This is a genomic window from Antiquaquibacter metalliresistens (assembly GCF_029211225.1).
Taxonomy (GTDB): Bacteria; Actinomycetota; Actinomycetes; order Actinomycetales; family Microbacteriaceae; genus Rhodoglobus; species Rhodoglobus metalliresistens.
Genome location: NZ_JARGEM010000006.1, coordinates 71513 through 96628 on the forward strand (window position 1 = coordinate 71513; position 25116 = coordinate 96628).

At 69.0% G+C, this 25116-nt stretch carries 27 protein-coding genes and 4 tRNA genes; 24 read left to right on the forward strand and 7 right to left on the reverse strand.

The genetic code is table 11. The annotated features are described in order from the left end of the window. The first annotated feature begins 85 nt into the window (after positions 1-85). The 3 genes from PYV02_RS11815 to PYV02_RS11825 all read left to right on the forward strand — a co-directional run bounded on the left by PYV02_RS11815 (position 86) and on the right by PYV02_RS11825 (position 3273). A complete protein-coding gene (locus PYV02_RS11815; protein ID WP_275759236.1) occupies positions 86-1351 on the forward strand; it encodes an ammonium transporter in 1266 nt (421 codons plus the stop codon). A gap of 105 nt (positions 1352-1456) precedes the next feature. Further along, complete coding sequence (locus tag PYV02_RS11820) at positions 1457-2530, forward strand: ammonium transporter (protein WP_275759237.1); 1074 nt, start codon at positions 1457-1459, stop codon at positions 2528-2530. 11 nt (positions 2531-2541) lie between these two features. Then, positions 2542-3273, forward strand: coding sequence for a YqjF family protein (locus tag PYV02_RS11825; RefSeq protein WP_275759238.1), 732 nt, complete (start codon positions 2542-2544; stop codon positions 3271-3273). On the opposite strand, the gene PYV02_RS11830 is transcribed toward PYV02_RS11825, so the two are convergent. Together PYV02_RS11830 and PYV02_RS11835 are read right to left on the reverse strand one after the other, a co-directional pair. Further along, complete coding sequence (locus PYV02_RS11830; protein WP_275759239.1) at positions 3203-4009, reverse strand: EI24 domain-containing protein; 807 nt, start codon at positions 4007-4009, stop codon at positions 3203-3205. The genes PYV02_RS11825 and PYV02_RS11830 overlap by 71 nt on opposite strands. Before the next feature lie 13 nt (positions 4010-4022). Beyond that, positions 4023-4098 (reverse strand) — tRNA-Val (locus PYV02_RS11835). 98 nt (positions 4099-4196) lie between these two features. Between PYV02_RS11835 and PYV02_RS11840 the strand changes: the two genes are divergently transcribed. The 3 genes from PYV02_RS11840 (at position 4197) to PYV02_RS11850 (ending at position 4489) form a co-directional block, all read left to right on the forward strand. Then, positions 4197-4268, forward strand: a tRNA-Gly gene (locus tag PYV02_RS11840). A 40-nt stretch (positions 4269-4308) separates the two neighbouring features. Further along, a tRNA-Cys gene (locus tag PYV02_RS11845) sits at positions 4309-4379 on the forward strand. 35 nt (positions 4380-4414) lie between these two features. Continuing rightward, a tRNA-Val gene (locus PYV02_RS11850) sits at positions 4415-4489 on the forward strand. A gap of 45 nt (positions 4490-4534) precedes the next feature. On the opposite strand, the gene PYV02_RS11855 is transcribed toward PYV02_RS11850, so the two are convergent. Further along, a complete protein-coding gene (locus tag PYV02_RS11855; RefSeq protein ID WP_275759240.1) occupies positions 4535-4960 on the reverse strand; it encodes an SRPBCC domain-containing protein in 426 nt (141 codons plus the stop codon). Between the two features lie 106 nt (positions 4961-5066). On the opposite strand from PYV02_RS11855, the gene thrS reads away from it, so the two are divergent. The 5 genes from thrS to PYV02_RS11880 all read left to right on the forward strand — a co-directional run bounded on the left by thrS (position 5067) and on the right by PYV02_RS11880 (position 9967). Further along, positions 5067-6980 (forward strand): threonine--tRNA ligase, encoded by a 1914-nt coding sequence (thrS, locus tag PYV02_RS11860; RefSeq protein WP_275759440.1) that lies wholly within the window; start codon positions 5067-5069, stop codon positions 6978-6980. Positions 6981-6982: 2 nt separating this feature from the next. After that, complete coding sequence (locus PYV02_RS11865) at positions 6983-7549, forward strand: HIT family protein (protein WP_275759241.1); 567 nt, start codon at positions 6983-6985, stop codon at positions 7547-7549. A 42-nt stretch (positions 7550-7591) separates the two neighbouring features. Next, entirely contained in the window at positions 7592-8479 is an 888-nt protein-coding gene (gene pdxS / locus PYV02_RS11870; protein WP_275759242.1) for a pyridoxal 5'-phosphate synthase lyase subunit PdxS, read from the forward strand. After that, positions 8469-9062 (forward strand): pyridoxal 5'-phosphate synthase glutaminase subunit PdxT, encoded by a 594-nt coding sequence (gene pdxT / locus PYV02_RS11875; RefSeq protein WP_275759243.1) that lies wholly within the window; start codon positions 8469-8471, stop codon positions 9060-9062. Before pdxS ends, pdxT begins: the two co-directional genes overlap by 11 nt. A 296-nt stretch (positions 9063-9358) precedes the next feature. Beyond that, on the forward strand, positions 9359-9967 hold the full coding sequence (locus PYV02_RS11880) for a hypothetical protein (RefSeq protein ID WP_275759244.1): 609 nt from the start codon (positions 9359-9361) through the stop codon (positions 9965-9967). Positions 9968-10009: 42 nt separating this feature from the next. Here PYV02_RS11880 and PYV02_RS11885 read toward each other — a convergent pair whose 3' ends face one another. Beyond that, positions 10010-10435: a hypothetical protein gene (locus PYV02_RS11885; RefSeq protein WP_275759245.1), complete on the reverse strand. Its 426-nt coding sequence runs from the start codon at positions 10433-10435 to the stop codon at positions 10010-10012. A gap of 34 nt (positions 10436-10469) precedes the next feature. Between PYV02_RS11885 and PYV02_RS11890 the strand changes: the two genes are divergently transcribed. From PYV02_RS11890 to PYV02_RS11930, 9 genes are all read left to right on the forward strand, one after another. Continuing rightward, a complete protein-coding gene (locus PYV02_RS11890) occupies positions 10470-11228 on the forward strand; it encodes a YebC/PmpR family DNA-binding transcriptional regulator (RefSeq protein ID WP_275759246.1) in 759 nt (252 codons plus the stop codon). A 5-nt stretch (positions 11229-11233) separates the two neighbouring features. Further along, the gene (gene ruvC / locus PYV02_RS11895; protein ID WP_275759247.1) at positions 11234-11788 is read left to right on the forward strand and encodes a crossover junction endodeoxyribonuclease RuvC; all 555 of its coding nucleotides are present in this window, start codon (positions 11234-11236) and stop codon (positions 11786-11788) included. Positions 11789-11820: 32 nt separating this feature from the next. Beyond that, positions 11821-12438 carry a Holliday junction branch migration protein RuvA gene (gene ruvA, locus PYV02_RS11900; RefSeq protein ID WP_275759248.1) on the forward strand — a complete coding sequence of 206 codons (618 nt, stop codon included), beginning with the start codon at positions 11821-11823 and terminating at the stop codon, positions 12436-12438. Continuing rightward, positions 12435-13454: a Holliday junction branch migration DNA helicase RuvB gene (gene ruvB, locus PYV02_RS11905; protein WP_275759249.1), complete on the forward strand. Its 1020-nt coding sequence runs from the start codon at positions 12435-12437 to the stop codon at positions 13452-13454. The genes ruvA and ruvB overlap by 4 nt, the downstream gene beginning before the upstream one ends. Before the next feature lie 112 nt (positions 13455-13566). Continuing rightward, a complete protein-coding gene (gene yajC / locus PYV02_RS11910) occupies positions 13567-13968 on the forward strand; it encodes a preprotein translocase subunit YajC (protein WP_275759250.1) in 402 nt (133 codons plus the stop codon). Between the two features lie 100 nt (positions 13969-14068). Beyond that, entirely contained in the window at positions 14069-15814 is a 1746-nt protein-coding gene (gene secD, locus PYV02_RS11915) for a protein translocase subunit SecD (protein WP_275759251.1), read from the forward strand. After that, positions 15814-16812 carry a protein translocase subunit SecF gene (gene secF / locus PYV02_RS11920; RefSeq protein ID WP_275759252.1) on the forward strand — a complete coding sequence of 333 codons (999 nt, stop codon included), beginning with the start codon at positions 15814-15816 and terminating at the stop codon, positions 16810-16812. Before secD ends, secF begins: the two co-directional genes overlap by 1 nt. Continuing rightward, positions 16812-17120: a rhodanese-like domain-containing protein gene (locus PYV02_RS11925; RefSeq protein ID WP_275759253.1), complete on the forward strand. Its 309-nt coding sequence runs from the start codon at positions 16812-16814 to the stop codon at positions 17118-17120. Before secF ends, PYV02_RS11925 begins: the two co-directional genes overlap by 1 nt. A gap of 21 nt (positions 17121-17141) precedes the next feature. Next, positions 17142-19385 (forward strand): RelA/SpoT family protein, encoded by a 2244-nt coding sequence (locus PYV02_RS11930; protein ID WP_275759254.1) that lies wholly within the window; start codon positions 17142-17144, stop codon positions 19383-19385. Here the strand turns inward: PYV02_RS11930 and PYV02_RS11935 are convergent. The 3 genes from PYV02_RS11935 to PYV02_RS11945 form a co-directional block, all read right to left on the reverse strand. Beyond that, positions 19372-19932 carry a type IV toxin-antitoxin system AbiEi family antitoxin gene (locus tag PYV02_RS11935; RefSeq protein ID WP_275759255.1) on the reverse strand — a complete coding sequence of 187 codons (561 nt, stop codon included), beginning with the start codon at positions 19930-19932 and terminating at the stop codon, positions 19372-19374. The two genes, PYV02_RS11930 and PYV02_RS11935, sit on opposite strands and share 14 nt — an antisense overlap. A 74-nt stretch (positions 19933-20006) precedes the next feature. After that, entirely contained in the window at positions 20007-21245 is a 1239-nt protein-coding gene (locus PYV02_RS11940) for a DUF349 domain-containing protein (protein ID WP_275759256.1), read from the reverse strand. Between the two features lie 66 nt (positions 21246-21311). Continuing rightward, positions 21312-22091 (reverse strand): peptidylprolyl isomerase, encoded by a 780-nt coding sequence (locus tag PYV02_RS11945; RefSeq protein WP_275759257.1) that lies wholly within the window; start codon positions 22089-22091, stop codon positions 21312-21314. 87 nt (positions 22092-22178) lie between these two features. Here PYV02_RS11945 and PYV02_RS11950 point away from each other — a divergent pair, with 87 nt between their 5' ends. From PYV02_RS11950 to PYV02_RS11965, 4 genes are all read left to right on the forward strand, one after another. Further along, complete coding sequence (locus PYV02_RS11950) at positions 22179-23495, forward strand: replication-associated recombination protein A (protein ID WP_275759258.1); 1317 nt, start codon at positions 22179-22181, stop codon at positions 23493-23495. A gap of 192 nt (positions 23496-23687) precedes the next feature. Further along, positions 23688-24317, forward strand: a complete 630-nt coding sequence (gene rpsD, locus PYV02_RS11955) for a 30S ribosomal protein S4 (protein WP_275759259.1) — start codon at positions 23688-23690, stop codon at positions 24315-24317. Between the two features lie 94 nt (positions 24318-24411). Then, positions 24412-24786, forward strand: coding sequence for a DUF948 domain-containing protein (locus PYV02_RS11960; protein ID WP_275759260.1), 375 nt, complete (start codon positions 24412-24414; stop codon positions 24784-24786). A 44-nt stretch (positions 24787-24830) separates the two neighbouring features. Further along, complete coding sequence (locus PYV02_RS11965) at positions 24831-25052, forward strand: hypothetical protein (protein WP_275759261.1); 222 nt, start codon at positions 24831-24833, stop codon at positions 25050-25052. Positions 25053-25116 lie beyond the last annotated feature (64 nt).

The window sequence follows — 25116 nt, forward strand, 5'->3', positions numbered from 1 at the left end:
GACTGTTCGCGTACCCGAGGCGAGATCCTCCCCTGTGTGGACCCGACGGTGCATCTCCTTCGCAGCAACACTAGAGAGGTACACAATGGATCAAGGCAATACCGCCTTCTTGCTTATCGCAGCCGCGCTCGTGCTGCTGATGACCCCCGGCTTGGCGTTCTTCTACGGCGGACTCGTCAAGGCCAAGAGCGTCATCAGCATGATGATGATGAGCTTCGGAGCGATCGGTCTCATCGGCGTGCTCTGGGCGATCTACGGCTACGCGATCGCGTTCCCCGGCGCTGAAGGAACGATCTTCCCCTGGTCGATCGACACCGGCGCGCTCTTCCTGAACAACCTCCTCGAGGTGCCCGAGGGAGCCGCCTACCCGCCGCTGGCCTTCGTCGCGTTCCAGGCGACCTTCGCGATCATCACGGTCGCGCTCGTCTCCGGTGCGATCGCCGACCGCGCCAAGTTCGGCGCGTGGATGGTCTTCGCCGGTGTCTGGGCGACCGTCGTCTACTTCCCCGTCGCCAGCTGGGTCTTCAACTTCGGCCTGGCCGAGGACGGCAGCTTCGCCTACGGCGGCTGGCTGACCCACGGTCTGCAGGATGTCTTCGGCCTCGGCACGATCGACTTCGCCGGTGGTACCGCGGTGCACATCAACGCCGGTGCTGCGGCGCTCGCGCTCGCGCTCGTGCTCGGCAAGCGCGTCGGCTTCGCCAAGGGTGCGCACGTTCCTCACAACCCGCCGTTCGTGCTGCTCGGTGCCGGTCTGCTGTGGTTCGGCTGGTTCGGCTTCAACGCCGGTTCGGAGCTCGCCGCTGACGGCACCGCCGCGCTCGCGTTCGTGAACACGATCATCGCTCCCGCCGCGGCCCTGCTGGCATGGCTCGTCGTCGAGAAGATCAAGGATGGCAAGCCCACCTCGATCGGTGCCGCATCCGGTGCCGTCGCCGGCCTCGTCGCGATCACCCCGGCGTGTGCCTCGCTCACCCCGGGCTGGGCGATGCTCCTCGGCGTGCTCGCCGGTGTCATCTGCGCCCTCGCGATCGACCTGAAGTTCAAGCTCGGCTTCGACGACTCGCTCGACGTGGTGGGCATCCACCTCGTCGGTGGTCTCGTCGGAACCCTGTACCTGGGCTTCTTCGCCACCGGCACCGGCCTCGTCTTCAGCGGCTCGGGCACCCAGCTGCTCGTGCAGGCCATCGCGGCCTTCTCGGTGCTGGTCTACTCCTTCGTGCTCGCCTTCGTCATCGGTTTCATCATCGAGAAGACGATGGGCTTCCGCGTGAAGAACGAGGACGAGGTCGCCGGCATCGACCTGGTCGTGCACGGCGAAGAGGGCTACGTGCTCGCGGACGCCAAGTAGCAACCAGCTCGAGCGACACGACGTCGTCCGACACACAGCAGGGGTGCCGCTTCTTCGGGAGCGGCACCCCTTACTGTTCTCGCGTGGGGTACGGAGGGTGAGCCGATGAGCGTGATCGCGGCATCCGCACTGCTCGTGGTACTCGTCTCGTTGGCGGTCGTCGACGCACGGATGCTCCCCGCCGCCCCTTGGACGCGCTCCGTGCTCTTCTCGCTCGGGTGCGCCGCCAGCGGAGCGCTCGCCTGGCTGGTGATCGCACCGCTGCTCGCGCCGCAGGTGATCGGGCCGCTGCTGTGGCCGCTCGCCGCCCTGGCGGGGATCGCCGTGTACCTTCCCACGATCGCGGTGCGCGCGGGAGGCGGCGGCCCGGTCTCGACTCTGGTGTACGGATTCTGCTGGTGCGCGCTGGTGTTCGTGCCGACCGCGATCATGACCTTCGCGCTGTTCGACTCGGCGACGCCGCTCGGGCTCGCGCCGCTGGACCACGGCGGCTCGCTCGCCACGAACGTCGCCGGGGGAGCGGCCGCCCTCGGGGTGCTGCTGGCCAGCGGCGCGAACGCGCCGCGACCGCGCACGGCGCTCATCGCCCGCGGCACGGCGGCCGTCGCCATGCTCACGCTGAGCCTCGGCTGGTTGGTGTGGCTCGCGGCGGCGGAGCTGGCGATCGATGAGGCGACCACGAGCATCCTGATCAACGGAGCGATCGGCGGTGTCGGCGGCATCGGGGGGTGGCTGGTGATCCAGCGCATCCGCCACCAGACCACGACGCTCGACGCGGTCGCGGCCGGCCTGCTCAGCGGACTCGTCGCGGTGAGCGCCGGCGCGCCGCTGTTCACGCCCCTCTCCGCCGCGATCGCCGGGTTCGTCGCGGGTCTGCTCGCCGGGCTCTTCACCTTCACCCGCGTGCGCGCCACCCGGCGGCAGCAGTGGTTCGTGGTGGGCTCGCACCTGATCGCCGGGGCGGTGGGGTTCGTGCTGCTCGGCGTGCTCGCCACGGGCCAGGGCTACATCTTCACGGGCGACACCGGCATCACGTGGACCGGGGTGTTCTCGTTCTTCGAGCGGGAGGTGCTCAGCACCCTGCTGGTCGCGGTGTGGTCGACGCTCGTCTCCTTCGTGCTGTGGGCGGTCATCCGTCGCATTCCGGGGCGCCGAGCGGTGCAGCAGCCCGAGACATGATGCCGGAGCCGGTGAGCACGCGTGCACCCGAGCTGCCCGGGCGCACCGTCGCGAGCCAGCGGTGGACGCAGCTCGCATTCCTGCACTGGCGGGTGGAGTCATCCCGCGTCGCCGCGTTCCTGCCGCCGGGCGTCCTGCCCGACGAGCACGACGGCTCGAGCTGGGTGGGCCTCATCGGGTTCCGGCTCGACCGGGCGACGCTGTTCGGCAGCCCGCCGGTGCCGCACCTCGGTGACTTCGCGGAGATCAACGTGCGCCTCTACGGCGTCGACGGGGCGGGTCGTCGCGGGGTGGTGTTCCGGTCGCTGGAGGCATCCCGCCTCGCCGCAGTCGTCGCCGCGCGCGCCGCGTTCTCGCTGCCGTACTTCTGGTCGCGCACCGCGATCGAGCATCGGGATGACGAGGTCACCTACCGCTCCGAGCGTCACCTCGGCACCGGGTCGACCCTCATCCGCGTGCGTACCGGCGCGCCGTTGGAGCCGGACGCGACCCAGGCGTTCCTGACGGCCCGCTGGGGCCTCTACACGCGGCGTCTGGGCCGCACGGTGTTCCTGCCCAACTGGCACGAACCGTGGCCGCTCGCGGCCGCTGAGCTGCTGGAGCTCGATGACGGGTTGCTCGCAGCCGCGGGATTCCCCGGGGTCGCCGATCGGGCGCCGGACTCGGTGCTGTTCAGCTCGGGGGTGACGACGCGATTCGCAGCTCCGCGGACGGTACCGGCTCGCCGAGCATCCGTCGACTGAGCAGGGTGGCGCCGGCCACGGCCGCGGGCATCGCGATGATCGTGCCGCCCGGGATCAGGAAGACGAGATAGGTGGCCACGCCGAAGCCGACCGAAAGGGCGCGGTTGGCCTTCAGCGTCGCCCGCCGGCCCCGCAGGCGCTGACCGCGCGCGCCGAGGGCGAAGCTCGTGAGGTCGAGGGTGAGCAGGCGGCCGCCGGCGAAGGCGCCGAGCACGGCCGCGCCGATCGTGCCGACGACGGGAACGAACTGCAGCGCGAGGATCGCCACGCCCAGGAGCACGGCGGGCACGAGCATCCGCAGGCCGTCGGCGATGTCGCGACCGACGCCGCGCCAGAACCCGATGCCGGATTCCGGCACCGGCCCGAAGCGGCGCTCTACGCTCGCCCAGATGCGCTCGTAGACCACCGCGCCGACGATGAGCGTGACGGTCGTGAACAGGAAGATGCCGAGGAACGCCGCGGCGGCGAGGATGGCGAGCCCGGCCGCGACGCGCGTGATCGTGCGCCACGGTTCATCCCATTGCTCGGCGAACGGTGTGATCGCGGTCGTGAGCGTCTCGAGGTTGATGCCGAGCACGGCGATGCCGGTGATGAAGGCGGCGAACACGATGATCGCGGGCACCCAGCCGAGCAGCATCCAGCCCGGTGCGTACCGGAAGTGGCCGAAACCGCGGCCGAGGAACGAGACGCCGGTGAAGAACTCGCGGATCGCGCTGCGGCCGTCGGCGGGTGCCATGCGGCCAGCGTAGTGGTGGGCGATACCGGACTCGAACCGATGACCTCTTCCGTGTGAAGGAAGCGCGCTACCAACTGCGCCAATCGCCCGCGGTCAACAATCCTGCCATACGCGGCGACCCGCCGGTAACAGGTTTGGAACGTGCCCCAGGATCGGCTACAGTCGTCTAGCACGCGAAAGCGAGCATGCGGATGTGGCGCAGTGGTAGCGCATCACCTTGCCAAGGTGAGGGTCGCGAGTTCGAATCTCGTCATCCGCTCGGTGGAAGGCCTCGGGGAAACCCGGGGTCTGCCGCACACGGTGGCGTGGCCGAGAGGCGAGGCAACGGCCTGCAAAGCCGTGTACACGGGTTCGAATCCCGTCGCCACCTCGGAAGGCCAGGCCTTCACACAACTCAATAAGCATGGGCGATTGGCGCAGCGGTAGCGCGCTTCCCTGACACGGAAGAGGTCACTGGTTCGATCCCAGTATCGCCCACCACGACTCGAGGCCTCGGAGCGATCCGGGGCCTTTGTCGTTCCCCGGCTACTGCAGTTCGTCGACCAGCCCCACGAACGCCGCGAGCACGAGCGGCCAGCCCTCGTCGTACTCGCCGCGCGCCGACTCCGGGTCGGTGTGGCGCTCCCAGCCCGTGTGCACGAGGGTGATGAGGGTCTGGTCGGCGTCCGGCTCGAAGGTGATCGCGACATCCGTCGACTGCTCGATCGGATGCCCGGGGTGCCACGTGAACGCGAGCGCGCGTGGCGGCTCCCACTCGGTGACCTCACCCCATACGCTCTCGCGGTCGCCGGAGCGCTCCACGATGCGACCCTCCTCGAACGCGACGCTGCCGTCGCCGAACACCGAGTAGCGCTCGAGCGGCCACCAGGCGTTCAGGCGCTCCGTGAAGAGCTCGAATGCGCGAGCCGGATCGGTATCGACGAGCGCCTGGCGACGCAGCGGTTCGGTCATGGCCGGTACGGTATGCCACGGGCGCGGCAGTGACAAGAGCCGCGACTAAAGTTGATCCGTGAGCCAGACCGGATTCGACCTCTTCACCGACCGCACCGTCGTCGCCATGCGCGTCAACGGCGAACTCAAGGACCTCGCGGCGATGGTGACCGAGACCGACACCGTCGAGGCGGTGACCATCGATTCACCCGATGGACTCAACATGCTGCGGCACTCGGCCGCGCACGTGATGGCGCAGGCGGTGCAGTCGATCAACCCCGAGGCCAAGCTCGGCATCGGTCCGCCGGTCACCGACGGGTTCTACTACGACTTCGATGTGGCCGAGCCGTTCACGCCGGAAGATCTGAAGGCCATCGACAAGGCGATGGATCGCATCATCCGTCAGGGTCAGCGCTTTCAGCGCCGCGTGGTCACCGAGGACGAGGCGCGCGCCGAGCTCGCCGGCGAGCCGTACAAGCTTGAGCTGATCGGGTTGAAGGGGCACGCCACGGGCACCCAGCAGTTCGAGGACGGCGAATCCGTGGAGGTCGGCGGCGCGGAGTTGACGATCTACGACAACGTCGACGGCAAGACCGGCGAGGTGTACTGGAAAGACTTGTGCCGCGGCCCGCACCTGCCGAACACGCGCATGATCGGCAACGGCTGGAAGCTGCAGCGCAACGCCGCCGCCTACTGGCGCGGCAGCGAGAAGAACAAGCAGCTGCAGCGCATCTACGGCACGGCGTGGCCCACCAAGGACGAGCTTCGGGTGTACCTCGAGCGCCTCGAGGAGGCCGCCAAGCGCGATCACCGCAAGCTCGGGAGCGAGCTCGACCTGTTCTCGTTCCCGGAGGAGATCGGCTCGGGCCTGGCGGTGTTCCACCCGAAGGGCGGCATCATCCGCGCCGAGATCGAGAACTACATGCGCGAGCGGCTGATCGCCAACGACTACGAGTTGGTCAACACCCCGCACATCACCAAGGGCCACCTCTACGAGATCAGCCAGCACCTGCACTGGTACAAGGAGGGCATGTTCCCGCCGATGCACCTCGACGAGGAGCGCGACGCGGAGGGGCACGTCACGCGCCAGGGCCAGGACTACTACCTCAAGCCCATGAACTGCCCGATGCACAACCTGATCTTCCGGGCGCGCGGTCGCAGCTACCGCGAGCTGCCGCTGCGGTTGGCGGAGTTCGGCACGGTGTACCGCTACGAGAAGTCCGGCACCCTGCAGGGCCTGACGCGTGTGCGCGGTCTGACCCAGGATGACGCGCACATCTACGTCACCCCGGAGCAGGTCGAGCCCGAGCTCGCCCGCCAGCTCGAGTTCGTGCTCGAGACGCTGCGCGGCTACGGCCTCGACGACTTCTACCTCGAGCTCTCCACTCGCGACCCCGACAAGTCGGTCGGCACCGACGCGCAGTGGGAGGTCGCGACCGAGACCCTGCGTCGGGTGGCCGTGGATTCCGGACTCGAACTCGTCGACGATCCCGGGGGAGCGGCGTTCTACGGCCCGAAGATCTCGGTGCAGGCCCGCGACGCGATCGGTCGCACCTGGCAGCTCTCCACGGTGCAGCTCGACTTCAACCAGCCCGAGCTGTTCGAGCTCGAGTACACCGGCTCCGATGGCACGAAGCAGCAGCCGGTGATGATCCACCGCGCGCTGCTGGGTTCCATCGAGCGGTTCTTCGCGATCCTGCTGGAGCACTACGCCGGTGCGTTCCCGGTGTGGCTGTCGCCCGTGCAGGTGGTCGGCATCCCGGTCGCGGAGGACTACGAGGGCTACCTCGGCGAGATCGTCGACCGGTTGAAGGGCCTCGGTGTGCGCGCCGAGCTCGACACCTCGAGCGACCGCATGCAGAAGAAGATCCGCACCCACACGCTGCAGAAGGTGCCGTTCCAGCTGATCGCCGGAGCGGAGGATGCCGCGAACGGCTCGGTGAGCTTCCGGTTCCGTGATGGCAGCCAGGAGAACGGCATCCCCGTGGATGCCGCGATCTCACGCATCACGGAGGCGATCGCGACCAAGGCGCAGGTCTGACCGTGCGCGACTACGACGGCACCGAGCTGGGCACGGTGGAGGACGGCGCGGCCTTCGCCGCGGTGCCCGACGCATTCCAGCGGCTGTGGACGCCGTACCGCATCGCCTACATCAAGACCAACCAGGAGCGCGAGCCCGAGACCGACGAGTGCCCGTTCTGCGTGGCGCCGACCCTCTCCGACGAGGACGCCCTGATCGTGCATCGCGGCGTGCACGCCTACGTGCTGCTGAACCTCTACCCGTACAACAGCGGTCATCTGCTGGTGTGCCCGTATCGGCATGTTGCGACGTATGACGAGGCGACGCCCGAGGAGGTCGCCGAGATCGGTAGCCTGACCCAGGAGGCGATGCGCGTGCTCACCGAGACCGCGCAATGCCACGGCTTCAACATCGGCATGAACCAGGGCCGCATCGCCGGAGCCGGCGTGGCCGACCACCTGCACCAGCACGTGGTGCCGCGGTGGGCGCTCGACGCGAACTTCTTCCCGATCATCGCCGGCACCAAAGCGGTGCCGCGCCTGCTCGGCGAGGTGCGTGCCGAGGTCGCCGAGGCATGGCCAAGCCACTGAGCGCCGATTGGCTCCCAACCACCCCGAGTAGAATCTAGGAACATGACTGAAGAACTGGGCACGAACCGCGTCAAGCGCGGACTCGCCGAGATGCTCAAGGGCGGCGTCATCATGGACGTCGTCACCGCCGACCAGGCGAAGATCGCCGAGGATGCGGGAGCGGTCGCCGTCATGGCCCTCGAGCGCGTGCCCGCCGACATCCGCGCCCAGGGGGGTGTCGCGCGCATGAGCGACCCCGACCTGATCGACGGCATCCGTGCCGCCGTGTCGATCCCCGTGATGGCGAAGGCGCGCATCGGCCACTTCGTCGAGGCCCAGGTGCTCGAGGCCCTCAAGGTCGACTACATCGACGAGTCGGAGGTGCTCTCGCCCGCCGACTACGTCAACCACATCGACAAGTGGCAGTTCACCGTGCCGTTCGTCTGCGGCGCCACCAACCTCGGCGAGGCCCTGCGCCGCATCACCGAGGGTGCGGCGATGATCCGCTCGAAGGGCGAGGCCGGCACCGGGGATGTCTCCGAGGCCACCAAGCACATCCGCACCATCACGGGCGAGATCAACGCGCTGAAGTCGAAGTCGAAGGACGAGCTCTACGTCGCCGCCAAGGAGCTGCAGGCCCCGTACGAGCTGGTCAAGGAGATCGCCGAGACCGGCAAACTGCCCGTCGTGCTCTTCACCGCCGGTGGCGTGGCAACGCCCGCGGATGCCGCGCTCATGATGCACCTCGGTGCCGACGGTGTCTTCGTCGGCTCCGGCATCTTCAAGTCCGGCAACCCCGCCCAGCGCGCCGCGGCGATCGTCAAGGCGACCACGTTTTGGGAGGACCCGCAGGTGATCGCGGAAGCCTCCCGCGGTCTCGGCGAGGCGATGGTCGGCATCAACGTGTCCGACCTCCCGGCACCGCACCGGCTCTCCGAGCGTGGCTGGTAGCGTTCGGGTCGGCGTCCTCGCCCTGCAGGGCGACTTCCGTGAGCACCTCGCGGTGCTGAACGGGCTCGGTGCGGATGCCGTGCCGGTCAAGCGCCCGGAGGAACTCGAGCGCGTGGCCGGCCTGGTGATCCCGGGCGGTGAGTCCAGCGTGATGGACAAGCTGAGCCGCCTGTTCGGGCTGGCCGAACCGCTGAAGGCGGCGATCGCATCCGGACTGCCCGTCTACGGCACCTGTGCTGGACTGATCATGCTCGCCGACACCGTGCTCGATGCGATCGAGGGCCAGCAGTCGCTCGGCGGTTTCGACCTGGACGTTCGGCGTAACGCCTTCGGCGGGCAGCTGGACTCCTTCGAGACCGACCTCGACGTGCCCGTGCTCGGCGAGCCGCCCGTGCACGCGGTCTTCATCCGTGCGCCCGTGGTCGAGCGGGTGGGGGAGCGGGCCACGCCGCTGGCGCAACTGGAGGACGGGCGGGTGGTCGCCGTCGAGCAGGGTCCGCTGCTGGGCACGTCGTTCCATCCCGAGATGACGGGGGATACCCGGTTCCACGAGTACTTCCTGACGAAGGTGCGCGCCGCCTGAGCCGCGCCCTGGCGGCATGGGTGGCGGAGGCCTGCTCGCCGTCGCCATGGACCTTGCGGCACGGATTCGGGCCGACACGCCGTGCGGCGCCCGCCGACACGCGGTGCCGGGCCCGAATCCGTGCAGCACCGCACGCAGCACGGCACGCAGCAGCGCACGTGCAGCAGCGCACGTGCAGCACGGCACGCGCAGCAGCGCACGCGCAGCACGGCACGCGCGGCACCGCAGGCCCGACTCGAGCACCGCACGCGTGCACTCGTGCCCCGCGAACCCGCGGCGTGCGGCAGAGTTGCAGCATGAAGCTGTACTCGGACTTCGGTGCCAGGCGCACGCGGCAGATCATCGGCGACCTCGTGGCGATCGGGCTGATCGCGCTCTGGGTGTGGTTCGGCGTGTTCCTGTTCCAACTGGTCGAGAACCTCGCGGCCTTCGGCGTGCAGATGGAACAGGCCGGGGCCGGCTTCAGCGAGACCATGACGCAGGTCGGTGAGACGCTCGGCGGGGTCCCGCTGATCGGCGGCGGCATCCGCACTCCGTTCGATGGGGCGAGCCAGGCAGGTCAGGCGCTCGAGGCGGCGGGGCAGAGTCAGCAGGATGCTGTGCTCCAGCTCGCGCTCGGGCTCGGTATCGGCATCCCGCTGCTGCCGATCGTGATGATCCTGGTGCTGTGGCTCGTGCCGCGCATCCGCTTCGTGCGACGGGCGGGCCGTGCCAACGCCGTCGTCAACACCGGCGTCGGCATGGATCTGCTCGCGCTGCGCGCCCTCGCGACCCAGAAGCTGCCGGCGATCACCGCGGTGAGCCATGACGCGCTCGGGGCGTGGCGCCGTGGGGACGAGCACGTCGTGCGGCAGCTGGCCCAACTCGAACTGCGTGCGTCGGGGGTTCGCCTGCGCGACTCCTGACGCGCGCGACGGCCCGCTCGGCGGGAGAGCGCGAGATGCGCCTCACTCCTCGACGATCGTGGAGCTGCGCGGTCGCGCTCCACGAATGGCCGCCCACGCCGCCGACGCGGTGACCTCGCGCACGAAGGCGGTGGCGCGCGCGGGGTCGTCGATCGCGAGGTGACCGGATGCCGCGGCATCCCGCTCGGCCGAGCGCGCGAACCGCCACGCCAACCGCAGCACCCGCTCGGGCCCATCGCTGCCATGGCGGCGGAGCCGACGCAGCACGGCCACCTCGAACTTGTCGCCCGCGCGCTCCCAGCGGAACTCGAGCACGTCGTCGCCGTCGGCGGGGGCGGCGTGCTGCGCCCGGTGCTCCCGATAGAACACCGCCATGGCGCGCAGGCCGGACGCCGGGGTGAGCCGTGCCGGATCGCCCGCCGAGCGCACGAAGGCGTTCTTCGCGTACAGGATCCGGAACCACGCCACGGACCAACGCTACGCGAACCGTAGAATGGTGCCCATGTCAGGCCATTCCAAGTGGGCCACGACTAAGCACAAAAAGGCGATCATCGATTCGCGCCGTGCCAAGTCGTTCGCCAAGCTCATCAAGAACATCGAAGTCGCCGCGAAGATCGGGGGCGCCGACCTCGCGGGCAACCCCACCCTGTACGACGCCGTGCAGAAGGCCAAGAAGACCTCGGTGCCCAACGACAACATCGACCGCGCCATCAAGCGCGGTGCCGGCATCTCCGGTGAGTCGGTCGACTACCAGACGATCATGTACGAGGGCTACGGCCCCAACGGTGTCGCGCTGCTCGTGGAGTGCCTCACCGACAACAAGAATCGCGCGGCCGCCGAGGTGCGCACGATCATGACGCGCAACGGCGCGACGATGGCCGACCCCGGCAGCGTGGCGTACAACTTCCACCGCAAGGGCGTGATCTCGATCACGAAGACGGATTCAGTGACCGAGGACGACATCCTGCTCGCGGTGCTCGACGCGGGCGCCGAAGAGGTCAAGGACCATGGCGGCGGCTTCGAGGTGATCACCGAACCCTCCCAGCTCGTCGAGGCGCGCAAGGCCCTGCAGGAGGCGGGCATCGACTACGACTCGGCCGAGGCGGAGTTCGTGCCGAGCCTCACCGTCGACGTGGATGTCGAGACCGCACGCAAGGTGTTCCGCCTGATCGACGCGCTCGAGGACTCCGACGACGTGCAGAACATCTACGCGAACTACGACGTGTCGCCCGAGGTGCAGGCCGAACTCGACGAAGACTAGACCGCATGACGTTGCGGGTGCTCGGCATCGACCCAGGGCTGACCCGCTGCGGCGTCGGCGTCGTGGATGTTGCCCCCACCCGCACGGCGACGCTCGTGCACGTGGGGGTGATCCGCACCCCGCCCGAGCTCCCGCTCGAACGGCGGCTGCTCGCGATCGCCGAGGGCATCGCGGCGGTGCTCGACGAGTTCTCGCCGGCGGCGGTCGGGTTGGAGCGCATGTTCGCGCAACAGAACCTGCGCACGGTGATGGGCACGGCGCAGGCGAGCGGCGTCGCGCTGCAGGTCGCGGCATCCCGCGGTCTCGTGGTGGGGCTGCACACGCCCAGTGAGGTGAAGGCGGCGATCACCGGGTACGGTTCCGCCGACAAGCGGCAGGTGGGTGCGATGGTCGCGAGAGTGCTCGGTCTCGCCGAGGTTCCCAAGCCCGCGGATGCCGCGGACGCCCTCGCAATCGCGATCTGTCACGCCTGGCGCGCCCCCGTCGCGGTGGCGCCCGACACGGCACTCACCCCTGCCCAACGGGCGTGGCGCGATGCCGAGCGGGCCGCCCGGGCCTAAGATTCGAACATGACTTCGAACGGAGCACGCCCGTGATCGCCTCCGTGCGCGGCACGGTGCTGAGCGCACTCGGTGGCGCGGTGGTGATCGAGGTGGGCGGCGTCGGACTTGCGGTGCAGGTCACCCCGCAGCACGCGCTCTCCCTGCGCGTCGGCGGCGAGGCGTTCGTGCACACCGCCCTCGTGGTGCGCGAAGACGATCTGTCGCTCTTCGGATTCCCCGACGCGGAGGCGCTGGCCGTGTTCGACCTGTTGCGCGGCGTGAGCGGCGTGGGCCCGAAGAGCGCGATGGGCGTGCTCGCCGCGATGACGCCGGCGCAGATCGCTGCGGCGGTCGCGAGCGACGACGACGGCGCCTTCCGCAAGGTCTCCGGCATCGGCCCGAAGACCGCGAAGCTCATCACGGTCTCACTCGCCGGCAAGCTGCACGTCGCCGCCTCCGCACCGTCGTCGGCCACCGCGCCCGCGAACGTGCGCGAGAGCGTCACGGTCGCACTGGTGGGGTTGGGTTGGGCCGAGCGCGTCGCGCTGCAGGCGGTCGAGGATGCCCTGGCCGCGGCATCCGACGGCGAGCGTCAGAGCGTGCCCGCCCTGTTGCGGCTCGCCCTCGCGGGGCTTGGGCCTCAGCAACTTGCCGGGAGCGCATCGTGAGCGACCCGATCGTGCAGCCGACGGTCGAATCGGATGCCGAGCTCGCCTTCGAGGGCGCGCTGCGTCCGCGCTCCCTGGCCGAGTTCGTCGGCCAGACCAAGGTGCGCGGTCAGCTGCAACTGTTGCTGCAGGCGGCGGCGATCCAGAACCGGGCGCCCGACCACATCCTGCTCGCCGGGCCGCCGGGGCTCGGCAAGACCACGCTCGCGATGATCGTCGCGCACGAGAGCGGACGGCCGCTGCGCATGTCGAGCGGTCCCGCCATCCAGCACGCGGGCGACCTCGCGGCGGTGCTCTCGTCACTCGTGCCGGGCGAGGTGCTCTTCATCGACGAGATCCATCGCATGGCACGCTCCGCGGAGGAGATGCTGTACCTGGCGATGGAGGACTTCCGCATCGACATCATGGTGGGCAAGGGGGCGGGCGCGACATCCATCCCGCTCGACCTGGCGCCGTTCACGCTCGTCGGCGCGACCACCCGATCGGGGCTGCTGCCCAATCCGTTGCGCGATCGTTTCGGCTTCACGGCGCATCTGGAGTTCTATGACGAGCCGGAGCTCGAAGAGGTGCTCGTGCGCGCTGCGCGCCTGCTCGAGCTCGACATCGATCGCGAGGCTCTCGCCGAGATCGCCGGACGCTGTCGCGGCACCCCGCGTATCGCCAACCGGCTGCTGCGCCGCGTGCGCGACTACGCACTCGTGCACGGCACCGACGGGCTCGCCGCGGTGCACGCCGCGCTCGAGCTCTACGACGTCGACGCCCTGGGCCTCGACCGCCTCGATCGCGCGGTGATGCAGACGTTGCTGACCCGCTTCGACGGCGGACCGGTCGGGCTCAACACCCTCGCCGTCTCGGTGGGGGAGGACGGCGAGACGATCGAATCGGTCGTCGAACCCTTCCTGGTGCGGGTCGGCCTCATCAGCCGCACGCCGCGCGGCCGGGTCGCCACGCGCGCCGCGTGGAAGCACTTCGGCATCGCATCCGGTCAGCCCGACCTCTTCGGGGATGACCTATAATTCTCAATGGTCGCGCGAGCAGCGCGCTATCAGGCTGTATTCCTAGACTCGCCGCCTGACACTCAGTCTTCTCGGAAGGTATTTCATGCCCATTGATCCGTTGACAATCGGAATGCTCGCCATTCTGGCCGTCTTGATCTTCTTCATGTTCCGCAACTCCCGCAAGCGCAAGCAGCAGCAGGAGGAGCTCGCGTCGAAGATCGTTCCCGGCGCGGAGGTCATGACGAACTTCGGCCTGTTCGGCACCCTGAAGTCGATCGACGAGGTGAGCAACGTCGCCGAGCTCGAGATCGCCAAGGGCACCGTCATCAAGGTTCACCGCCAGACCCTCGCGAAGGTCGTCGAGCCCACGACCGAGGGCGAGCCCCGCTCCGTCGAGGAGGCGCGCGCCATCGCCGACCGCGAGCAGGCGGAGCGCGAGGCGGCCGAGGCCGCGGCGAAGACCGAGCCGGAGTTCGGCGAGCGGGTCGAGAAGAAGCCGGCCCGTCGCACGACCAAGAAGACCGGCGAGTAGCCGCTACGCTTGGATGCCAGCCCTCGCGGCTGGCAGCTCAAGGGCGCCCGTGAGTCGCGTGCACCCGTAGCGTCCTGCAGAGAAAGCTGAGTTCGCCGAAGTGGCCAGAACAACCTCCGCCAAGCCGGCCAGGAACACGCCCGTCAAGCGCGCGTGGCGATCCCTGACCTGGCTCGGGGTCATCACCGCCGTGCTGACCGGCATCCTGGGCCTCGGCGTCGCCTTCGGCGGCGCGTCGTGGGCGCCGAAGCTCGCACTCGACCTCGAGGGCGGCACGCAGATCGTGCTCGGCGCTCAGCTGGAGAGCGGGCAGGTCGTCACGCAGGATCAGCTCGATCAGGCTGTGTCGATCATCCGCGACCGCATCGACGCGGCCGGGGTGTCCGAGGCCGAGGTGACCACGCAGGGCGACCGCAACGTGGTCGTCGCGATCCCGGGCGAGCCCGACGAGCAGACCCTCGCGCGCATCCAGTCGTCGGCGAAGCTCGAGTTCCGTCCGGTGATCTACACGGATGTCGCGGCCACGAGCACGGTGGACAACACCGGCGACAGCACCGCCACCCCGTCGCCTGAGGACACCGCGTCGCCCACCCCGGAGCCGACGGAATCGCTGTCGACCACCCCGACGGCGAGCCCCACCGACGCGAGCGACCCGAACTGGGTGAGCCCTGCGCTCTACCAGGAGTACCTCGACTTCGACTGCGCCACCGTCGACGAGAGCGCCGCGAACGTCGCACCGGCGGGCGAGCCGCTGGTCACCTGCGACACCCAGAACGCCTACAAGTACCTGCTCGGTCCCGTCGAGGTCGCCGGTGAGAACATCGCGGACGCCTCGAGCGGGCTCGTGCTCAACTCGCAGGGCGTCAGCACCGGTCAGTGGGGCGTGTTCATCACCTTCGACGGCACCGGCACCGAGCAGTTCGCCGCGGTCACCGAGCGTCTCTTCGGGTTCCCGCAGACCGACCCGCGCAACCGCTTCGCGATCGTGCTCGACGGCCGCATCATCTCCGCGCCGACCACGCAGGCGATCATCACCGACGGCAAGCCGCAGATCAGCGGCTCGTTCACGCAGGAGTCCGCCAAGACCCTCGCCGACCAGCTCAAGTTCGGCGCACTGCCCATCGGTTTCGAGGTGCTCAGCCAGGAGGTGATCTCGGCGACCCTCGGTTCCGCACAGCTCGCCAGCGGCCTCATCGCCGGCCTCATCGGCTTGATCCTGGTCGTCGGATACTCCGTGTTCCAGTACCGCGCCCTCGCGAGCGTCACCCTCGCCTCGCTCGTCGTCGCGGCAGTGCTGACCTACCTCGTGATCGCGATCATGTCGTGGCGGCAGGGCTACCGGCTCTCGCTCGCCGGCGTCGCGGGTCTGATCGTGGCGATCGGTCTGACCGTCGACTCCTTCATCGTGTACTTCGAGCGCATCCGCGACGAGTTGCGCGACGGTCGTAGCCTCGAGGGCGCGGTCGAGGCCGGTTGGAAGCGGGCGCTGCGCACGATCCTGGCCGCCAAGTCGATCAACCTCATCTCGGCGATCGTGCTGTTCATCCTCGCGGTGGGCAACGTGCGCGGCTTCGCCTTCACCCTCGGCATCACCGTCGTCATCGACGTGATCGTGGTCGTGCTCTTCACGCACCCGATGCTGCAGCTGCTTGCGGCGACGCGGTTCTTCTCCAGCGGGCATCCCGCCAGCGGACTGGACCCGAACGCGCTCGGTGCGGTGTATCGCGGCCGAGCCCAGTTCCGGGCTCCGGTGGTCGCCGGCAAGTCCGGCGCGAGCCGTGAGGCCGCGAGGCGGCAGACGATCGCGGAGCGCAAGGCCGCCGAGCTCGACGGGAAGGACTCCTGATGGCCAGCCTGGTGCAGTTCGGAAACGACCTCTATACCGGTAAGCGCTCGTTCGACTTCGTCGGCAAGCGTCGCATCTGGTACGCCATCGCGGCGCTGCTCATCATCGCCTCGGTGGTCGTGCCGATCCTGCGCGGTGGGTTCGTCTTCGGCATCGAGTTCCGCGGCGGATCCGAGTTCCAGGTCGCCGGCGTCGAGGCGCAGCCCGACCAGCAGCTCGCGACCGACACCGTGCTCGCCGCGGTGCCGGATGCTTCACCCCACGTCTCGCTCGTCGGCGACGAGGCCAACCGGTCGCTGCGGGTGCAGACCGAGCAGCTCGGCGCGGAGCAGTCCAACGAGGTGCGTCAGGCGCTGGCGGACGCGTTCGGTGTGCCGCTCGAGTCGGTGACGGCATCCTTCGTCGGGCCGTCATGGGGCGCCGACATCAGCGCTGCGGCGATCCGGGCGCTCATCGTGTTCGTCGTGCTCGCGGCGCTCTTCATGTGGATCTACTTCCGCACCTGGAAGATGTCGCTCGCGGCGAACCTGTCGCTGCTGCACGTGATGATCATCACGGTCGGCGTCTACGGCATCTTCGGATTCGAGATCACCCCGGCGGCCGTCATCGGCTTCCTGACGATCCTCGGCTACTCGCTCTACGACAGCGTCGTGGTCTTCGACAAGGTGCGCGAGAACACGGCGGACGACGCCGAGAGTTCCACGCGCACCTTCGCGGAGTCGGTCAACCTCGGTGTCAACCAGACTCTGGTGCGCTCGATCAACACGGGTGTCATCGCGGCGCTGCCGGTCGCGGCGATCCTCTTCGTCGGTGCGTATCTGCTGGGCGCCGGCACGCTGCGCGACATCGCCCTCGCCCTGTTCGTGGGCATCGTGGCGGCCACCTACTCGACGATCTTCATCGGCGCGCCAATCTACGCGCACCTGCGTGAGAACGAGCCGGCGATCAAGGAGCGCACCAAGCGCATCCTCGCCAACCGCGAGGCGGCACGGCAGTGATGGATGCCGCAATCGGCACCGCCGAGGCGGTGGCACTCGCCGCCGCCGGCACGCCGCTCATCGACGTGCGCGAACAGAACGAGTGGGATGCCGGGCACGCCCCCGAGGCCGTCCTGCTCCCGATGTCGCAGATTCAGGAACGGCTGGGCGAACTCCCGGACGGCCGGATGCTGATCGTTTGTCACAGCGGAGCTCGCTCCGCGCGAGTCACCGAGTACCTGCGCGCGCAGGGACACGACGCCGCGAGTGTCGAGGGCGGCATGGTCGCCTGGCCCCACGCGGGCGGCTCCATCGTCTCCGAAGCCTAGAATCGGTTCGGAGGTGGTCGCATGACGGAAACGACGCAGACCACTGCCTCCCTGCGCACGCTGCTGCCGCGACTGTTCTCCCGGGCGCAGCCGGCCGGCGCGGTCGATCGACTGATCAAGACCGTTCGCACGCATCATCCCAAGGCCGACATCGCGCTCATCGAGCGCGCCTACGCCGCCGCCGAGCGCGCGCATGCCGGCCAGCTGCGCAAGAGCGGTGAGCCATACATCACGCACCCGGTGGCGGTCGCGCAGATCCTGGCCGACCTCGGCATCGGGGCGAAGACGATCGCGGCGGCGCTGCTGCACGACACCGTCGAGGACACCGAGTACACCCTCGACATGGTGCAGGCGGACTTCGGCGACGAGATCGCGATGCTCGTCGACGGTGTCACCAAGCTCGACAAGCTCAAGTACGGCGACAGTGCGCAGGCGGAGACCGTGCGCAAGATGGTCGTCGCGATGTCCAAGGACATCCGTGTGCTCGTGATCAAGCTGGCCGACCGCCTGCACAACGCGCGCACCTGGGGGTTCGTGCCCGAGGCGTCCGCGGTGCGCAAGGCCACCGAGACGCTGGAGATCTACGCGCCGCTCGCGCACCGGCTCGGAATCCAGGCGATCAAGCTCGAGCTCGAAGACCTGTCGTTCGCGGTGCTGCACCCGAAGCTCTACGTGGAGATCGAGAGTCTCGTCTCCAAGCGCACGCCGCAGCGCGAGCACTTCGTGCAGGAGGTGATCGACGCCGTGCGCGACGATCTGCGCTCCGCGAAGATCAAGGGCACGGTGGCCGGTCGCCCGAAGCAGTACTACTCGATCTACCAGAAGATGATCGTGCGCGGTCGCGAGTTCGACGAGATCTACGACCTGGTCGGCATCCGCGTGCTCGTGAACTCGGTGCGGGACTGCTACGCGGTGCTCGGCTCGATCCACGCGCGCTGGAACCCGATTCCCGGGCGGTTCAAGGACTACATCGCAACCCCGAAGTTCAACCTCTACCAGTCGCTGCACACGACCGTGATCGGGCCGCAGGGCCGTGCGGTGGAGATTCAGATCCGCACCCACGAGATGCACCAGCGGGCCGAGTTCGGCGTCGCGGCGCACTGGAAGTACAAGGCACGCGTCAAGGGTGAAGAGGTCGGCAACCGGCGCGACGACGCCGACATGGCCTGGCTCGCGCACATCACCGACTGGCAGGCGGAGACCAGCGACCCCAGCGAGTTCCTCGACTCGCTGCGCTTCGAGATCGGCGCCAAGGAGGTCTACGTCTTCACGCCGCAGGGCAAGGTGATCGGGCTGCCCGCCGGTGCCACCCCGGTCGACTTCGCCTATGCCGTGCACACCGAGGTCGGGCACCGCACCATGGGCGCGAAGGTCAACGGCCGTCTTGTGCCGCTCGAGAGCGTGCTCAACAGCGGCGACTCGGTGGAGGTCTTCACCTCGAAGAACCCGGATGCCGCGCCCAGCCAGGACTGGTTGAGCTTCGTCAAGAGCACGCGCGCCCGCAACAAGATCCGCGCCTGGTTCACCAAGGAACGCCGCGACGAGGCCATCGAGCACGGCAAGGACGCGATCGCTCGCGCCATGCGCAAGCAGAATTTGCCGCTGCAGCGACTGATGACCCAGGACACCCTCGCCGAGGTCGCATCCCAGATGCGCTACGAGGATGTCTCCGCCCTCTACGCCGCCGTCGGCGAGGGCCACATCTCCACCCAGTCGGTGCTCGAGAAGGTGCTCGCGTCACTGCACACCGAGGCGGAGACCGACGAGGAGTTCGAGTTCACGCCCAAGGGGCGCAGCCGCACCATCAAGAACAGCGACTCGGGCGTGCTCGTGCGGGGAGCGCCGGACATCCTGGTCAAGCTCGCGAAGTGCTGCACGCCGGTGCCGGGGGATGAGATCGTCGGTTTCGTGACCCGCGGCGCCGGGGTCTCCGTGCACCGCGCGGACTGTCACAACGTGGCCTCGCTCGAGTCGGAGCCCGAGCGCATGATCGAGGTCGAGTGGGCGCCGACCTCGAAGTCGGTCTTCCTCGTGCAGATCCAGGTCGAGGCCCTCGACCGTTCCGGGCTGCTGTCGGATGTGACGCGGGTGCTGAGCGAGAACCACGTCAACATCCTGTCGGCCACGGTGTCCACGTCGAGTGAGCGGTTGGCGCTCAGCCGCTTCGTGTTCGAGATGGGCGATGTCACGCACCTCGACCGGGTGCTCAATGCCGTGCGTCGCATCGACGCCGTCTACGACGTCTACCGGGTCAACTCCGGCTGAGCGCGCTTCCTCGCTCGAGCGCGTCGAGCCGTTCGTGCGCGAGCCGCTTGAGCGGCAGATTGCGTCGTCGATCGAGTTCGCTGCGGCAGTCGGCGAGGTCGAAGGCGTGGTCGGCCATGAGCGCCGCGATCGTGCGGCGCTCCGAGTCGCCGAAGTGCGTGCTGAACCGCGCGAGGTCCAGTACGGTGCGCAGCGGGCTGGTGACGGCGAGACCGTCGAGCTCGACGATCTCCTCCGCGGTGATCACGACCTCTCGCACCACCGTGGACCTCGGGTCGGCGATGCGGGCGCGCGCCCCGATCGCCACGCAGACCTCGTGCCGAGCGGGTGCCAGACCGGCGCCCCAGATCCAGGCCGCGCTGCGTTGCTCGGCGATCACCCGGGCGGGCAGGCCGGCATGCACGACCAGGGCGCGGTGCTGGGCGGTCTCGATCTCGTCGACCGGGGCGAACCCGGTATCGAGGCCGAACAGGTCGCCGTCGAGTCGCGCCGCGTGCAGCTCGGGCAGCGGGAGGTCGAGGGTGGTGAGCACCGAGGGCAACCGCATGCGACCATGGTGGGCCGCGGCATCCCGAGCCGGTGTGCGCAGCCGCGGATCGGTGGAGAGCAGCCCCCTGTGGATTAGCGGCCCAGGGCGCCCAACCAGGCCTTGCGGGCCTCGAGCGCTTCCTCGGCCGCGGCGATCTTCTTCTGGTCGCCGCCCGCCTTGGCCTCCGCGAGTTCCGTCTCGAGCTTGGCGATCGCCTCGTTCAGCTGGCCGAGGAACCCCGACTCGCGTTCCTGACGCTCCGGGTTGTTCTTCTGCCAGTGCTCCTCGTCGAGCTTGCGCACGGCCGTCTCGACCTTGCGCAGCCGGTCCTCGATGATCTTGACCTTGTCGCGGGGGACCTTGCCGATCGCATCCCAGCGCTTCTGGATCGACAGCAGGGCCTCGCGGGCCTTGTTGCGGTCGGTCTCCTTCAGCAGGGGCTCGGCCTCGGTGAGCAGCTCCTCCTTGAGGGCGAGGTTCGCCTCGAACTCGACGTTGTCCTTCGCGTCAATCTCGCTCTTGGCGGCGTAGAGGGCATCGCCGGCCTCCTTGAAGGCGGCCCAGAGCGAGTCGTCGAACTTCTTGCCGGCGCGTCCGGCGGCCTTCCAGCGGTCGAGCAGACCCCGATACTCGGGGATGCCGTCCGCGCCGCGGCCGATGAGCGCCTGTGCCTTCTCGACCAGTGCCTGCTTGGCAGCGCGTGCGTCTTTGTGGGCGCTGTCCAGCTCGGCGAAGAACGCCTTGCGGTGTCCGTCGATGGTCGCCCGCGCGGCACGGAATCGCTTCCACAGCTCGTTGGCCTCGTTCTTGGGCAGTCGAGGACCCTCGGCCTGGTGCTGCTGCCAGCGCGCGAACAGCGCGTCGACGGATGCCGTGACCTGCTTCCACTGCGCCTTCGCCGGGTCGGCCGCCGCGATGGTCTCGACCTCGACGACGATCGCCTCGCGCTCGGCGAGCGCCGCTGCGACCGCCGCCTTGTTCTCCTCGGACTGCTTCTCGGTCAGTTCGGTGACGGTGCCGCCGAGTGCCTCGATGCGCTTCTGCAGGGCGGCGAGGTCGCCGACCGCGTTGGCGGTCGCGATCGTCGCGGCGAGCGACTTCACGGTCTTCGCGATGTCCGCCGCAGGAGCGCCGCGCTTGGCGCGCTGCTCCAGCAGGGTCACTTGCCCTGCGAGTTCGGTGAACTTGCGCTCGAAATAGGCGAGTGCCTCCTCGGGCGTGCCGTCCGGGTACTGTCCCACGGCGCGCTCGCCGGTGGCCTCGCGCACGTAGACGGTTCCCGTCTCGTCAACGCGGCCCCACGGAGCCTGATCGTCTGCCACTGCACTCATCCCTCTGCTCGGGCCGGTTCCGGCCGGGATTCAGCTTATGGCAAGCGGCCCGGGCTTCCGGAGGCGTTACTGGATCGTGAGACCCGTGATCGTGGTCGCGACGACGGGGGCGCCATCCGCGGCACCGTCGACGACGCCCGCCGCGGCGATCTGGGCGATGAGCGTGTCGAGGCCCGACGTGACGTGGCCGAAGATCGTGTAGCCGCCGGCATCGTCGTTCGGCAGGGTCGTGTCGGCGAGCACGATGAAGAACTGCCGGCCGTTGCTGTACGCGTCGCCGCCCGAGCGGGCCATCGCGATGCTGCCCGCCGGGTAGAGCTGGTCCACCGGGGTGTTCTCGAGCGGCCCGAAGCTGTAGCTCGGGTCGCCGGCACCGGTTCCGTCGAGCGATCCGCATTGCAGCAGCGCCGCGGCGTCGCTCGAGACGAGACGGTGGCAGGTCTTGCCGGGGTAGTACCCGGACTCCGCGGACGCCACGAACGACGCGACCGTCTGCGGCGCGGCAGCGCCATCCAGCTCGATGCCGAGTTCGACGTCGTTGAGGCCGAGTGTGCCGGTCCAGGTGCGGAACTCGGAGAGCGCGACATCCGGAACATCGCCGACGTTCTCGCCCGCGACGGGCGTCTCGGCGCTGATGGTCGGCTCGGGGGTCGGGGTGCCCGGGCCGCCGTTGAAGTAGAAGACCTGGGTCACCGTCGCGAGCGCGGCGACGATGATCACGCCGCCGATGGCGAACAGGTTGTCGAATCTGCGACGCTTCGTCTGCGTCTCGTGCACCTGCTGGCGCGCGGTGTAACGGCGCAGGCGCTCGCGCGCTTCACGATCGGTGCTCTTGGCCTTTGCCACCCGGTGTCTCCTTCGGTCCCTCGGATACTGTACGGTGCCGCCTGCGGGCGCCCAAACCTGCCGGTGGCCACGGTTAGCATTGCGCCTATGGACGCCCAACCCGGACTGCGCAGCGGCGCGACACCGCTCGCCGTGCGGATGCGACCCCGCACCCTCGACGAGATCGCGGGCCAGCGGCATCTGCTCGGTGCCGGCTCGCCGTTGGTGAGCCTCGCGACGGATGCCTCGGGGGAGCGCGGTGCGACGTCGATCATCCTCTGGGGGCCGCCCGGCACGGGCAAGACCACCATCGCGAAGGCGATCGCCGCGTCATCCGGCCGCAAGTTCGTGGAGCTGTCGGCGGTGACCGCCGGAGTGCGCGACGTGCGCCAGGTGATGGAGGAGGCGCTGTCGGCACGCGACCTGTACGGGCTGTCCACCGTGCTGTTCCTCGACGAGATCCATCGTTTCACGAAGGCGCAGCAGGACGCGCTGCTGCCGGGCGTCGAGAACGGCTGGGTGATCCTGGTCGCCGCCACGACCGAGAACCCGTCGTTCTCGGTGATCTCGCCACTGCTGTCGCGGTCGCTGCTGTTGACGCTGGAGCCGCTCAGCGACGACGACCTGGGCGTGCTCATCGATCGCGCCCTCGAGGATCCCCGGGGTCTGGCGGGCAAGGTCGTGCTCGAGCCGGAGGCCCGGGCCACCATCATCCGGCTTTCGTCGGGGGATGCCCGGCGCGCCCTCACCGCGCTCGAGGCGGCGGCGGGGTCGGCCTCCGCTGCGGACAGCCCCATCACCGCCGAGATCGTCGCCACCGCGGTGGACCGGGCGCTGCTGCGCTACGACCGGCAGGGCGACGAGCACTACGACGTGATCAGCGCCTTCATCAAGTCGGTGCGCGGCTCCGACGTCGATGCGGCGCTGCACTACCTCGCGCGCATGATCGAGGCGGGGGAGGACCCGCGCTTCATCGCCCGGCGGGTGATCATCTCCGCGGCGGAGGACATCGGCATGGCCGACCCGCAGGCGCTCGTGATCGCGATGGCGGCGGCGGATGCCGTGCAGCTGATCGGCATGCCGGAGGGCCGCATCCCGCTCGCTGAGGCCGTGGTCTACCTCGCGACCGCGCCGAAGTCGAACGCCTCGTACCTCGCGCTGGATGCCGCGATCGCCGACGTGCGCGCCGGCAAGATCGGCCGCGTGCCCAAGCACCTCCGCGACGCGCACTACCCCGGCGCGAAGCGGCTCGGCCACGGCAAGGGATACAAGTACGCCCACGACGAGGAGTTCGGCGTCGCGCAGCAGCAGTACCTGCCCGACGAGCTTCTCGGCACCGAGTACTACCGTCCGAGCGCCAACGGCAACGAGCGGGATGTCGCGGCGCGCCTCGAGAAGCTGCGCTCGATCATCCGCGGCCAGTAGTGGTACTCTGGACGCTGCCCAAGGCCTGATTTCCGCGCGCGGCTGCAACGGAATCGTCGGCCGAGAGGTTCATGGTCTGTAGCCGACCTGATCTCGCAGGGTCATCCCTCTGATTTCACCGGACGATGTTGCGCGCGCATGCGTGCTCGCGAGTCTCCGGTTGCCAACGTCAGATCGACAGAAAAGGAAACCGTGTCTACCAAGTCACGTACTCGCAGCAAGACCCGCCTCTCGCGCGCGCTGGGCATCGCCCTCACGCCGAAGGCGGCCAAGTACCTCGAGAAGCGCCCCTATGCTCCCGGTGAGCACGGTCGCACCAAGCGCAAGGCGGACAGCGACTACGCCGTGCGTCTGCGTGAGAAGCAGCGCCTGCGCGCCCAGTACGGCATCCGCGAGGCGCAGCTGAAGATCCAGTTCGAGGAGGCGCGCAAGACCGCGGGCCTGACCGGTGAGAACCTCGTCGAGCAGCTCGAGATGCGTCTCGACGCCCTCGTGCTGCGCTCGGGCTTCGCTCGCACCACGGCGCAGGCGCGCCAGATGGTCGTGCACCGCCACATCCTCGTCGACGGCCAGCTCGTCGACCGCCCGTCGTTCCGCGTGAAGCCGGGTCAGCTCATCCACGTCAAGGAGCGCAGCGAGTCGATGGAGCCCTTCCAGGTCGCCGCCGCCGGCGCGCACCTCGACGTGCTCCCGAAGGTCCCGGCCTACCTCGAGGTCGAGATCGACAAGCTGCAGTCCCGCCTCGTGCGTCGCCCCAAGCGCGCCGAGGTTCCGGTGACTTGCGAAGTGCAGCTCGTCGTCGAGTACTACGCGGCGCGCTGATCTCGACTCCGCTCGATCATCGGGCGGACCGACACCGATACGCTGGAGCGGGTCACCGAAAGGTGGCCCGCTTCGTCGTTCTCAGGAGGTATCCATGACCGGTGGTGACATCGCGGGATTGATCGCCGCGGGTGTGTTCGCGATTCTCGTCGCGCTGCTGGCGGTGCCGATCCTCAAGCTCGGCCGGGTGTTCGATGAGACCTCGGATGCCATCCGCGGCATCAAGGACGAGGTCACTCCGCTGCTCGAAGAGGCCACGACCACCGTGAGCGAGACGAACAAGCAACTCGCCAGAGTGGATGCGATCACCTCCAGCGTCGAGGAGGCGACGGGCAATGTGGCATCCCTCGTCGCGCTGTTCGCGGCGACCGTGGGCGGGCCGCTCATCAAGATCGCGGGGTTCTCCGCCGGGGTGCGGGCCGCGATCGGCGGGCTGCGCACACCGAAGCGCCGGGGCCCGAGGACGTAAGCTTGCAGGGTCGTTCACCACACCATCCACACTGAGGAGCACCCATGAAGAACATCGTCCTCCTGCTCGTCGGGGTCGCTGTCGGTTTCGTCGTCGCGCACCAGGTCGCCAAGACCCCCGAGGGCAAGCGCTTCTTCGAGGATGTCGACGCGAAGGCCCGTGAGTTCGGCAGCGCGGTCGTCGACGGCTACAAGGCGCGCGAGGCGGAGTTGCGCGCCGCGGTCGCCGAGGCCGAGGACGTGATCGCGGATCTCCGCAGCCGCTGAATCTCGACCCCGCTCGATCACCGGCGCCGCAGTCGCCGGGCGATCGTGCTTGACCTCAGGACAC